The sequence below is a fragment of the Mesorhizobium delmotii genome (assembly GCF_900149755.1).
Classification (GTDB): Bacteria; Pseudomonadota; Alphaproteobacteria; order Rhizobiales; family Rhizobiaceae; genus Mesorhizobium; species Mesorhizobium delmotii.
The window spans coordinates 1,406,656-1,418,117 of the sequence record NZ_FUIG01000013.1 but is presented as its reverse complement, the minus strand read 5'-3'; the positions used below and the strand labels follow the sequence as shown (position 1 = coordinate 1,418,117).

Annotated in this window: 10 protein-coding genes; 3 read left to right on the top strand and 7 right to left on the bottom strand. The window is 61.9% G+C overall.

The genetic code is table 11. The features are described 5' to 3' along the window. Positions 1-184: 184 nt before the first annotated feature. The 5 genes from BQ8482_RS08220 to BQ8482_RS08200 all read right to left on the bottom strand — a co-directional run bounded on the left by BQ8482_RS08220 (position 185) and on the right by BQ8482_RS08200 (position 5,402). A complete protein-coding gene (locus BQ8482_RS08220; protein ID WP_123147003.1) occupies positions 185-1,252 on the bottom strand; it encodes an ABC transporter ATP-binding protein in 1,068 nt (355 codons plus the stop codon). A 33-nt stretch (positions 1,253-1,285) separates the two neighbouring features. Beyond that, positions 1,286-2,011 carry an SDR family oxidoreductase gene (locus BQ8482_RS08215; protein WP_123147002.1) on the bottom strand — a complete coding sequence of 242 codons (726 nt, stop codon included), beginning with the start codon at positions 2,009-2,011 and terminating at the stop codon, positions 1,286-1,288. 64 nt (positions 2,012-2,075) lie between these two features. Then, complete coding sequence (locus tag BQ8482_RS08210) at positions 2,076-3,581, bottom strand: ABC transporter substrate-binding protein (protein ID WP_123147001.1); 1,506 nt, start codon at positions 3,579-3,581, stop codon at positions 2,076-2,078. A gap of 59 nt (positions 3,582-3,640) precedes the next feature. Further along, a complete protein-coding gene (locus BQ8482_RS08205; RefSeq protein ID WP_123147000.1) occupies positions 3,641-4,513 on the bottom strand; it encodes a carbohydrate ABC transporter permease in 873 nt (290 codons plus the stop codon). A gap of 1 nt (position 4,514) precedes the next feature. After that, positions 4,515-5,402, bottom strand: a complete 888-nt coding sequence (locus tag BQ8482_RS08200) for a carbohydrate ABC transporter permease (RefSeq protein ID WP_123146999.1) — start codon at positions 5,400-5,402, stop codon at positions 4,515-4,517. 155 nt (positions 5,403-5,557) lie between these two features. Between BQ8482_RS08200 and BQ8482_RS08195 the strand changes: the two genes are divergently transcribed. Then, a complete protein-coding gene (locus BQ8482_RS08195) occupies positions 5,558-6,478 on the top strand; it encodes a sugar-binding transcriptional regulator (protein WP_165848453.1) in 921 nt (306 codons plus the stop codon). 173 nt (positions 6,479-6,651) lie between these two features. On the opposite strand, the gene BQ8482_RS08190 is transcribed toward BQ8482_RS08195, so the two are convergent. Both BQ8482_RS08190 and BQ8482_RS08185 read right to left on the bottom strand, forming a co-directional pair. Further along, on the bottom strand, positions 6,652-7,461 hold the full coding sequence (locus BQ8482_RS08190; protein ID WP_123146997.1) for an HAD-IIB family hydrolase: 810 nt from the start codon (positions 7,459-7,461) through the stop codon (positions 6,652-6,654). 4 nt (positions 7,462-7,465) lie between these two features. After that, positions 7,466-8,794 carry a sn-glycerol-1-phosphate dehydrogenase gene (locus BQ8482_RS08185; protein WP_123146996.1) on the bottom strand — a complete coding sequence of 443 codons (1,329 nt, stop codon included), beginning with the start codon at positions 8,792-8,794 and terminating at the stop codon, positions 7,466-7,468. A gap of 141 nt (positions 8,795-8,935) precedes the next feature. Here BQ8482_RS08185 and BQ8482_RS08180 point away from each other — a divergent pair, with 141 nt between their 5' ends. Continuing rightward, on the top strand, positions 8,936-9,919 hold the full coding sequence (locus BQ8482_RS08180) for a sugar-binding transcriptional regulator (RefSeq protein WP_123146995.1): 984 nt from the start codon (positions 8,936-8,938) through the stop codon (positions 9,917-9,919). 39 nt (positions 9,920-9,958) lie between these two features. Further along, on the top strand, positions 9,959-11,461 hold the full coding sequence (locus BQ8482_RS08175) for a xylulokinase (RefSeq protein ID WP_123146994.1): 1,503 nt from the start codon (positions 9,959-9,961) through the stop codon (positions 11,459-11,461). Position 11,462: the final 1 nt, after the last annotated feature.

The following is an 11,462-nucleotide window of genomic DNA, read 5'->3' as shown; positions in this document are numbered from 1 at the left end:
TATGATGTCTCAGCGTTGCAGCATACATTGAAATGTTCTATCGTCAATTACTGATGTGTGAGGCATCGATTTTGATGGCGACCCCTGAACCACGCGGGGATGACGGTCGAACATCCGGCGGTCCCGGCAATTAAAACCACGATGGCCGGGCTATGATTTCATGATCATCCGGTCGCGAATCCCCTCAGGCGACACGCAGTTCCGTGGCCGCATCGAAGAGGTGCACCTTGCCCGGCAGTACCGAAAGGTTGATCGCGGCGCCGGCGTTGCGGCGCTCGTCACGCGGCACCACGGCGACGGCGTCGTATCCCGCCACACGCAAATGAATCTGGACGTCCGCGCCGGTCGTTTCGGACAGCACGACCTCGCCCTTGATCTCACCCGCATCCGAAATACCGAGATCGTGCGGACGCACGCCCATGATAACCTTTTGGCCCGGCTTCGCCTTGATCTGCGGTGACAGGCCGATGGACACGCCTTCGGCGACGAAGCGAGGACTGCCGCCCGCGGTCTCGACAGCGCCGGCGATGAAGTTCATCGACGGCGAGCCGATGAAATCAGCGACGTATTTCGAGTTCGGGCGCTCGTAGACCTCGTCGGGCGTGCCGATCTGCATGATCCTGCCGGCGTGCATCAGCACGATCTTGTCAGCCATCGTCATCGCCTCGATCTGGTCATGGGTGACGTAGATCGTGGTCGTGCCGAGACGGTTGTGGAGTTGGCGGATTTCCACGCGCATATGCGTGCGCAGCTTCGCGTCGAGGTTGGAGAGCGGCTCGTCGAAAAGGAAGACGGCGGCATTCCGCACCATGGCGCGGCCCATGGCGACGCGCTGGCGCTGGCCGCCCGACAGTTCCTTGGGATAGCGGCCGAGGTAGGGCGTGAGATTCAGGATTTCCGCCGCCCATTCGACCTTCTTCCTGATCTCGGCCTTTGGCACTTTCGCCACTTCGAGACTGAAGCCGATATTGTCGAACACCTTCATCGTCGGATAGAGCGCGTAGTTCTGGAACACCATCGCGATGTCGCGATCGCGCGGGTGAACGTCATTGACCCGCCTGTCGCCAATCAACAGATCGCCGTTGGTCACTCGCTCGAGCCCGGCTGTCATGCGCAGGAGCGTGGTCTTTCCGCAGCCAGACGGCCCAAGAAGGACGACGAATTCGCGGTCAGCAATGCCGAAGGAGATGTCCTTCATCACCTCGACATGCCCGAAACTCTTGGCGATGTTCTTATATTCTACTGTAGCCATTCTCTCTCTCTCCAGAAGCCCGGATTCGGGTCGTCAGTATTTCTGCCTGGTCGGCGTGATGACGATTTCCTGCACGAGAGCGTTCTGCGGCATCTGGTAGGTGTGCAGCATGAGGTCAGCGACGTGCTCCGGTCCGATGCCGCCGCCGATCTTGAGCTTATTGGCCTTGTAGTTGGCGAGCGTCTGCGGATCGAGGACGCCGCTCAGAACTTCGGTTTCGATCACCCCGGGCGAAAGCACGACCACGCGGACATCGTAATCGGAAAGATAGTCGCGCAGCGATTCCGAGACGGCGTGAACGAAGAATTTCGTCCCGCAGTAAACGGTATGATCCGGATAGACCTTCCGGCCAGCGATCGAACTCATCATGAACAAGGTCCCATGACGGCGCCCCATCATGCCCGACATCACGGCGTGGACCGAATTCAGCACGCCTTTCGTGTTGATGTCGATCATCTCGTCCCATTCCTCGGGCGGCTGGCGGCCTATGTCGGCAAGACGCGCGATGCCGGCGTTGGCAAAGAGCATGTCGACCGGTCCGTATTCGGCTTCCGCCTCCTTCACTGCAGCCGCGATTGCCGCGCGGTCGCGGACATCGACCTGCCGGGCCATGCTGTCGGGCAGGTTCAGCGCCTCCATGCGCTCCAGGCGGCGGGCCATCATCAGAACAGGATGGCCGGCGCGCGAAAACACCCTGGCGACCGCCTCGCCGATACCAGAACTCGCTCCTGTCACTGCTACGAGCTGTTTTCCAGCCATTGCTTTTCCTCTTGGGAATTATCGATACCCGGGGTGGCGGCCTAAGGCCGCCACCCCGGAACATTCAGCCCTTGGCGACGAGATCGTCGACCTGGGTTTTCAGGGCGTCGAGCGACTCCTTGGCCGAGCCCGACTGGCCGGCGAAGTATTTGCCCAGCGCAACCGGGATCATGTCGCTCGAGAGTTCTGCCCATGCCGGCAGGTCGGGCTCGGATCCCATGTAGTTGGCGATGGTGTCGCGCACGGCCGGCAAATGGCGGGTCGTGCCGGCGCCGACACGCGCATTGGCCAGCACGCGCGGATCGTCATAGACGCTGGTGCGCGTTGGCCCCGTACCGCCGCCCAGAACGGTTATCAGCGCCTGGGTATCGGCTGAGGTCGCCCACTGCATGAAAATCCAGGCGGCGTCCGGGCTCTTCGAGTATTTCGACACCGCGAGCGAAGAACCGCCCTGGTGACCAACGCCCGGAATTTCGCCGAATCCGGTCTGCTCGACGGTGCGCAGCGTGGCGGCAGGTTTCGGCGGAACCATCGCTTCCATCAGACCGGAGACCTTGGAGGCCTTGGGATCGTCGAAGAACGGGAAGAATTCGCCCCAGGACAGCATCGAGGCGGCGACGCCCTGGCCGACCGACTGGCCCTCGCCATCCCATGTCCAGCCGTCGACGCCGGGCGGCATCGTCGCCTTGAGCTTGTCCCAGTAGGCCATGGCGGCCAAGCCGGCTTCGTCATTGCCGGTGAACTTGCCGTCGGGGCCGAAAATCGAACCGCCATGGCCCCAAAGCCACGCCGTCCAATCGCATTCGAGGCTGTAATGGCCCGATTTCATCTGGCCGCTGGTGCCGTACATGTTCGGGCCCTTGGCGTCGGTGATCGCGGCAGACGCCTTCAGCAAATCGTCCAGCGTGGCCGGAGGCGGCAGCTTGAGCTCGTCCCAGACGTCCTTGCGGTACTGCATGATGAAGATCGGGATGTCGTAGGGCACGCCGACCATGCGGTCCTCGTACATGGCGATACCGTCGACGAGCGGCTTCAGGAAGTCGTCGATGTTGTAGTTCGGCATTGCCAGGTCGGCGTTCTTGAGCTGCTCGCGCGGATCGAAGACGTCCTGGCTGAAGCTCGCTGCCCAGCTCTGGTCGATATAGTAGAGGTCGTAGGTGCCAAGGCTCGACGCCACGTCGAGCGTCAGCTTCTGCAGCACCTGCTCGAGCGGCAGCACTTCGATCTCGACCTTGATGCCGGTAGCCTCCTCGAAATACTGCTTGAGCTGCGTGGCGATGGCATTCGACGGCGGCGTCGATTCGGTGGCGAGACGAAGCGTCGTTCCGGCAAAGGGCTTGCCGACGTCCGAGAGCCACTTGGTGACTTCGGCGCTGGGCTTTAGTTCCTGTTCCTGAGCCGATGCCTGGCTGATGCCGTAGAACGGACGTCGTCCCAAGCCCAAGCCGAGCGCGCCGGCGCCGAGGCCGAGAATGCTTGCTGCGCGAAGAAACGAGCGCCGGTCCATCTGTCCGCGAACGAAGCGGTCGGTGACAGAGGCAAGATGCGCCTTTCTGATGCTGTCTTTCATTGTCTACTCCTCCGGTTTAATTCGCGATTTTCACAAGGCTGCGAATTCGAGCCTCCCATCTATTGTTTCAACGACCCCATCGTGAGACCGCGCACGAGGTGCTTTTGAACCAACAGAATGAAGATGAAAGCGGGAATAATGGATGCGGCGCCAAGCGCGGCCATGTTGCCCCAGGCGGTGCCGATCGAGGTGACGAAGGTCGATGACACGACAGGCACGGTCTTGAGCGACGTGGTGGTCAGGGTCAGCGCAAAGAGGAATTCGGTCCAGCTGAAGATGAAGCAGAGCACCGCCGTGGCGGCGATGCCGCCCTTGGCCATCGGCAGCACAATCCGCCGGAAGATCATGAAGCGGCTGGCGCCATCGACGATCGCGCTTTCGTCAATCTCCGACGGAATGTCGTCGAAAAAGCTTTTCATCAGGAGGACGGCGAGCGGCAGGTTCATCAGCGCGTGGATCAGCACCATGCCGGTATAGGTGTCGATGAGCCCGAAATTCTTGTAGATGAAGAACATCGGGACCGCGACCGCGACGGGCGGCATCATACGCGTCGACAACACCCAGCCGACGAAACTGTGCCGGCCGCGGAAGTTCATGCGCGACAGGGCATAGGCGGCAAGCGTGGCGATGGCGACAGCGAGCACGGTCGACAGCGTCGCGATCACGATCGAATCCCAGACGCGCGGCGCCATGTAGAAATTGCCGCCGCCCGGCGTCACGGTGATGCCGCCGCTGCCCAGCGAAATCCCGAACACCTTCTGGAAGTTGTCGAAGGTCGGCGTGAAGGCGAACAGTTTCGGCGGCCGGTTGAAGATGTCATTGCCGTGTTTGAACGCCACCGACGTCCAGTAGTAGATCGGAAAGAAGAAGATTGCGACCACAACCCAGGCGGCGATGGTGCGAAGCATGCGCGTCGAGAAGGTGCCGTTCATTCTACCATCTCACCTTCGCGATACGGATGAAGAGGTTTGCAATAACCAGGATGATCACCAGGGTGACGAGGCTGAGCGTGGCTCCATAGCCCCATTTTACGAAGCTGAACGTCTGCTGCCATGCATAGAGGGAAAGCGAATAGGTCGACGCTCCCGGCCCGCCGGAGGTCATGACGAAGACGTAGTCGAAGACCCGGAAGAGATCGATGCCGCGGACCAGCACGGCGATCGCGATCACCTTCGACATCATCGGCAGGGTGATGCGCCGGAAAATCTGGAACGACGACGCGCCGTCGATCATCGCGGCCTCGTAAGGCTCCGGCGGCAGCGCCCTGAGACCGGCAAGGAAGATGAGGACCATGAACGGCGTCCACTGCCAGATTTCCGCGACGAGTACGCCGGCAAGCGCGGTCGACGCCGTGGCGAGAATGGGGTTGTTTGGATTGAGCAGCCCGATCGACTGCAGGACGTAGCTGATCACCCCGAACTGCGGATCCTCCATCAGCAGATACATCATGCCGACGATGGCCGGTGGGATGACGAGCGTCATCGTCAGCACGCCGCGCAGGAATCCGAAACCGAAGCCGTCGCTGTCGAGGAGCAGCGCGATCGCCATGCCGAGCACCAACTCAAAGACCAGCGCGATGGCGAAATAGGTGAAGGTGATGACGAGCGACTGCCAGAACCGCGTGTCGTTCCAGAGCTGCACCCAGTTTTCCGTTCCGACGAATTCGAGCGCCCGCCGGCGCGGGACGAACTCGTGGAAGCTCAGCCAGATGTTGTAGATTAGGGGATAGACGGTGAAGACAAGCAGGATTGCCACCAGCGGCAGCAGCCAGGGCAGCGGGTGGTCCGAAATGACGAAGCGTCTGGCTTGGGCAACCCGCACGCGTTCCTCCCGAACCGCTTCGTTTTGCGATGCACAAATGTTCATATCTTGTGCATTTGTTCAAATGCTATATCGTCACCATGTCTGTGGCAAGCACTTGTTGGCCCGCGACAGCGGCATTCGGACGGGTGCGCCACCTGCAGCGGAGGAGCCTCATGACGTCGATCGGTCTCCTGGCACGGGTTGCCCATCAATATTTCGTGCTGGGCGAAACGCAGCAGACTATCGCCGAGCGGCTGCAGATCAACCGCACCAAGATCCATAGGCTGCTGGCCGAGGCGAAGGAGCGCGGCATCGTCTCGATACGCATCAACGCCGGGACGTCCCAGGCGCTCGAAATGGAAGAACAGCTCAGGCGGAAGTACCGGCTCGACATATGCAGCATCACGCCTGATGACACCGGGTCGGAGCTCGGGCTCTCCGAAGTGATCGGCATCTATGCCGCGCAGACCGTCGAGACGCTGCTCAGGGACGACATGACGGTCGCAATGGCGTGGGGCCGTACCATGAGATGGCTCGCCTCCAACATCGAACCGGTGGCGCTCAGGAACGTTACCGTCGTGCCGCTTCTCGGCTCTCTGTCGCGCCGGTCGTCGATCGACAAATACGACGCCGCCGCCGTCTTTGCCCAGCGCACCCAGGCCGAATCCTACTATCTCCCTGGACCCATCATCTGCGACAGCCGCGAAAGCCGCGAGACGATCCTGCAGCAACCGAGCGCGCGCGAGGTTATCCAGAAGGCGCTGAACGCCGATCTTGCGCTGATGAGCGTCGGCGGCACAACCAGCTCGACGCTTCGGAGCGTCGGCTATATGACCGACGAGGAATTCGATGACGTCCTGAGACTGAAGCCGATCGGGAACTTTCTCGGCTACTTCTTCGACCGCAACGCCGAACTCGTCGACCATCCCGTCAACGAACGCATCGTCGGGGTTTATCCTCTCGACACGCTCAACATTCCCAAACGCATCCTCGTTTCCGGCGGAAAGAACAAGGTCGGCATCATGACCAAGCTCCTGGAAAAAGGGTTCTTCACCGGCCTCATCACCGACCAGGAGACGGGCAGCTCGCTGTGACATCCCCCGGCCGGCATCGCGCTGGCAGCCGAAGGTGCTGTGCGGTTTTGCCTGGAGCGTTGCGCTCGCTTTCATCTGAAAGCAGACTGGCATCGAATCTTCCGTCCCTGGTTCTGTTGCGCCTGCAGAACATCCTTTGCGTCTTTGCGGGCGGCATATTTCGCGCCGGCCGATCAGACCACCCCCGACCTCCGGTTTGCCAGGATCACATCGGCAATCTCGACGAAGCCGCGGCCACCTCGCGACCTGGCGACGTAAGCGGGTTCGGCGTCGATCTGTCCCTGGAAATCCACCACATTCGCGACCCCGAACGAGTTCGGAAAGAACCCGAACATCGGGGCGTCGTTCGGGCTGTCTCCGACGAATGCATAGGCCTGCCTTTCAGCATCGAGATCGGTTCCCAGCCTGTCGCTCGCAAAGCGGCGCGTCATCGACAGCTTGTCGTATTGGCCAAACCAGCCGTTCACATGGATCGACGAAATCTTGGCGACAGCACCGGCCTGCTCGAAAAGCTGCTTGATGCGCCTGGCATCGGACAGCGGCAGCGCCGGAACATCCTCGCAAAAGTCGATGGCCAGATCGGCTTCGCGATATCGCTGGTCGGCGGATACGGCCGAACCCAGCACTTCCTGGACAATGCGCTTTTCCAGTTCGGTGAGCCTGCGCCTGTTTTCCCGGCGTTCCTCAGCGCTCGCCGCGAAAACCCGGATCATCTTTCGCGTTGCCTGATCATAAGCGAAGTAAAAAGCGCCATTTTCGCCGACCACGCCGGTCACCGGCCAGAACCGGGCAATCATGTCGCACCAGCCTGCGGGTCTCCCGGTAATGGGAGCAACGACGAGGCCCGCCTCGTGCAGGCGTTCGAGCGCATGGTAGGCATCAGCCGGAAGACGACCCTCGGTCGTCAACGTGTCGTCGATATCGCAGAAGACGCCGCGAATGCGCGACGCAGTTTCGGGTGCGAATTCGGCGAGGTCGCGCATCCGGTCAGGCTTCCCCGCGCGCAAAATCCTCCAGCATTCCTGCATCCGCAGCAATGTCGAGGAAGGAGAAGCGATTGCGCATCTCCCGGCAATGAACGACGGCCTCGCGATAGAAATCGGCCGGCGTGCCCAGTTCGGCGGCTGAAATCGGGCCGCCGGTAGATTTCAGCAGGCGCTGCATCTCGTCGACAGGCACCATGAATTGCTTGAGCTCCTGCCTGAGTGTCGGCCAGACCTCCTGCAGCCGCTCGTTGAACGCGGCGGCGGCATTCTCGTCGAAGGCCTTCTTCTTCAGTTCGTCGAGACATTGTGCGGCGACAGCCGGCCCCATGCGGCGGACCATGTCGTCAGGATCGATCCTCGTCGCCTTCACCACCGGCGGCTGGTCGCTTGCAAGCATTGCTTGCTGCAATCGCGCCATGGTGAGTGAAGCGACACCGACCTGGGTGCCGTGGAGCGTCCCGGGGTGACGCTCACCGGCGAAGCAGTCGATGTAGTGCGATATTTGATGCTCGCCCATGGAACCGTGATTGGAGACGCCGGTGAAGGAAATGCCGAGGCCGCAGAGCGTCAGCACGCGATAGAGATAGCCATTGGCCTCGACGTCGTGTTCGGCAAGCTTTGCCGCACGCTCGTTGAGCGCCGCCTCATCCTTTTCCTGGATGAGAAACGGGACCTGGTGGTAAGCAGTGCCAAGCAGGCGGTGCGACATCCACCAGTCGATCTGGGCAACCGAGCGGCAAAGGCAGTCACCGAACCCCGCCGCCGACAGATAGGTCGGGGCGGCAGCGGAGACGCCAAGATCGACGAAAAAGCCTGATGGGGCGTGGGAAGGGAGCGATACCTTCAGGCCGCTTTCAAGTGTGATGGACGCAGTCGTCGATGTGTAGCCGTTCATCGAACCGACCGTCCCGAACACGCAGTAGCGCCGTCCATTCCTTCCGGTGACGAACTTGCAGAGATCGTTGATCGTGCCGGAACCGACTGCGACCACGGCCTCCGCATCCGCGAGTTTGACGGCCAGGCTTTCGACGTTGGCCATGTCGGCATGCGGGTGATCCAAGATCACGACATCGACAGGGCCGAGCGTCTTCAGTTCGCGCGCAACGCGCTCGCCAAGCGCATCATAGGTCGCGGCATCCGCGACGACCGTGAACCGCTCACCCAGGTCGAGCTCAGAAACGAGATCGGCCGCCCGCCCTTCGAGGCTTTCTTCGATGAGGATCCGCTCATACGGGACCACGGCCTTTTTCCCGGTCTCCGGGTTGGTCCAGCGCCCGTCCAAAATGTCGTTGATTAATGTCGTCCAGGATCCGGCTGCCGGATTCGTCATGGCGTCCTCATTCTGGGGGCAACCCTCTAATCGAGGCGGAGGAGCGTTGCGTCATTGAACAATAGTCATCTATCTCTGTCTTTTGTCAAGCATTCGCCCGCGACGCTTGACTTCGTTCCGCAAACCTGCGGAAAAAGGGACATGAATGCCAACGCCGACATCGACGTGGTCCGACCATCTGGGCTCTCGGCACTGCCGCCCGAATTCGACAGCGCGGTGGCGTGGGCCGCCTGGCTCTACTATGTCGACCAGCTCAACCAGAGCGATGTGGCCAAGGTCATGAACGTCTCCAGGGCGAGCGTGGTACACTATCTGCAGGAGGCGCGCGAAAGCGGACTTGTCGCCGTGCAGGTCGACCACGACGCTTTTGCCCGCACCTTGACCTCGCGGCGTCTCATGGAAAAATACGGGCTTCGCGGCGCGGCGGTTATCCCCGAGCTCGATCCCAACGATGCCGACCGCCGCATCGGCGAAGCGGCAGGACGGTTGCTGGCGTCGATGGTCGATCCGGGGGACACGATCGGCGTTGCCTGGGGGAAAACGGTGCTCGCTGCCGCCCGCTCGATCCCACGACTACGGCATGATCGGAACCTCACCGTCGTCCAGCTCTCGGGAAGCTCGATCGGCACCAGCGATTTCTCGCCGGAATTCTGCACCTCTCTGATGGCCAATCGGCTCGGCGCCCGCTGCATAAACCTGCTTGCCCCGGCGATCGTCTCCACCGAAGAACTGCACGACCAACTCATGCAGGAGCCGATGCTCGTCAACCAGTTCCGCATGATCCGTGCCGCCGGCAAAGTCATCTTCGGGATAGGCGATATCGGGCCGGAGAGCACCTATGCCCGAGCCGGGATATCGGATGCCGCGGCACTTGCCGGCATGATCGAGCAGGGAGCGCTCGGCGTCATCATCGGGCGGTTCATCGACGCCCAAGGAGCCCCTTTCGCAACACCGCTCGACGGACGCACCGTCGGCATCACGCTCGATGAATTGAAAGCGGTGCCCGTCCGCATCTGCGCTGCCGGTGGCGCCCGCAAGATGGGGGCGATCAGGGCCGGGCTCGGCGGTGGATATGCGACACATTTTGTCACCGACATGGCCACCGCAAACATTCTCTTGGAATAACCGGCACTCGATGGAACTCATCGTCTCGGGAGGACAATCATGGGCAGCAGCGACGGACCTCTTGTCGTCGGCCTCGACAGTTCCACGCAATCATGCAAGGCGATTGCCTGGAGCCGGGACGGACGAGCCGTGGCGGAAGGCCGCGCGCCGCTCGATCTGATGAAGCCGAGGCCGGACTATGTCGAGCAGGAGGTCACCGACTGGTGGCGGGCCGCAACAGTGGCGCTGCGACAGCTTGTCGGCGCGGTCGACCCGAAACGCATCGCCGGCATCGCGATCTCCAACCAGCGCGAGACCGTTGCCCTCATCGACGGCGCCGGCGAGCCGATCGGACCCGCGAGCCTCTGGCTCGACGAACGTGCCGCCGGGCTGGTCGACCGTTTCGCGGCGGAGATCGGCCGTGAGCGGCTGCACGCGATCACCGGCAAACCGATCGATGTGACGCCGGTCGTCTACCGCCTGAAATGGCTGTGCGAGAACGAGCCGGAACGGTTGGACAATGCGAAGAAAATCCTCGACGTGCACGGCTATCTGACGCTGAAACTGACGGGAACACCAAGTGCGAGTTGGACGAGCGCCGATCCGTTCGGTCTCTTCGATATCTCGCGTAAGGCATGGTCGCAGCCGCTCCTCGATCATCTCGGCATCAAGCCGTCGCAACTTCCCGATGCGGTGCGGTCCGGCACGCGCGTCGGGACCGTTCATGCCGCGGCCGCCGCCGCAACGGGCCTTTCCGAAGGTACGCCGGTGATTGCCGCCGGCGGCGATGGGCAATGCGCCGGGCTCGGCGTCAATGCCATGCGCGACGGCGTCGTCTATCTCAATCTCGGGACTGCCATCATCGCGGGAATCTGGTCGCGGGAACCGGTGGTCGGCGCCTTCTGGCGCACCATGACCTCGCCGACAGGCGATGGCTATTTCCTCGAAGCCGTGCAACGGGCGGGTGTCTATTTCGTCAACTGGTTCGTCGACATGTTTGCCGGCGGCCGCTCCGATCCGGCGATCTTCGACCGCCTGGAAAGGGAAGCGGCGGCCGTCCCGATCGGCTCGGACGGACTTCTCGCTGGAACCACCCTGGTCGGTTGCATGGATCCGCATTGGGATCCGAGCGCACGCGCGAGCTTCATCGGCATGCACCCCTCGCACACGCTCGGTCATTTTTATCGTGCAGGGATAGAGGCGATGACGCTGCAAACCGCCCGGGCTCTCGAAGAGATGCGCAGCCATGGTCTTTCGCCGGCGCAAATGGTGGCGATCGGCGGCGGCGCCAACAGCAAGCTTTGGACAAAGATGATCGCGGATGCGACCGGGATCTCGATCCATAAGGGTCACAATGCCGAAGCCTCATCGCTCGGCGCCGCGATCAGCGCCGCGGTCGGCGTCGGATGGTTCGAAAGTTTTTCTGAGGCGGCGGATGCCATGACCAGCATCGCCGAGACAATCGAACCGGACCCCAGCTGCCGCGCAGCATGGGACGCGCTCTCGGCCAGGCAGGCCAAGGTCTTCCCCGCGACCCAATTCGCCTGGCGAACTGGAGCGTGAA

Coding starts and splice junctions, on each gene's coding strand:
- BQ8482_RS08220 (WP_123147003.1), bottom strand. CDS start 1,252: ATGGCTACAGTAGAATATAAGAACATCGCCAAGAGTTTCGGGCATGTC.
- BQ8482_RS08215 (WP_123147002.1), bottom strand. CDS start 2,011: ATGGCTGGAAAACAGCTCGTAGCAGTGACAGGAGCGAGTTCTGGTATC.
- BQ8482_RS08210 (WP_123147001.1), bottom strand. CDS start 3,581: ATGAAAGACAGCATCAGAAAGGCGCATCTTGCCTCTGTCACCGACCGC.
- BQ8482_RS08205 (WP_123147000.1), bottom strand. CDS start 4,513: ATGAACGGCACCTTCTCGACGCGCATGCTTCGCACCATCGCCGCCTGG.
- BQ8482_RS08195 (WP_165848453.1), top strand. CDS start 5,558: ATGACGTCGATCGGTCTCCTGGCACGGGTTGCCCATCAATATTTCGTG.
- BQ8482_RS08190 (WP_123146997.1), bottom strand. CDS start 7,461: ATGCGCGACCTCGCCGAATTCGCACCCGAAACTGCGTCGCGCATTCGC.
- BQ8482_RS08185 (WP_123146996.1), bottom strand. CDS start 8,794: ATGACGAATCCGGCAGCCGGATCCTGGACGACATTAATCAACGACATT.
- BQ8482_RS08180 (WP_123146995.1), top strand. CDS start 8,936: ATGAATGCCAACGCCGACATCGACGTGGTCCGACCATCTGGGCTCTCG.
- BQ8482_RS08175 (WP_123146994.1), top strand. CDS start 9,959: ATGGGCAGCAGCGACGGACCTCTTGTCGTCGGCCTCGACAGTTCCACG.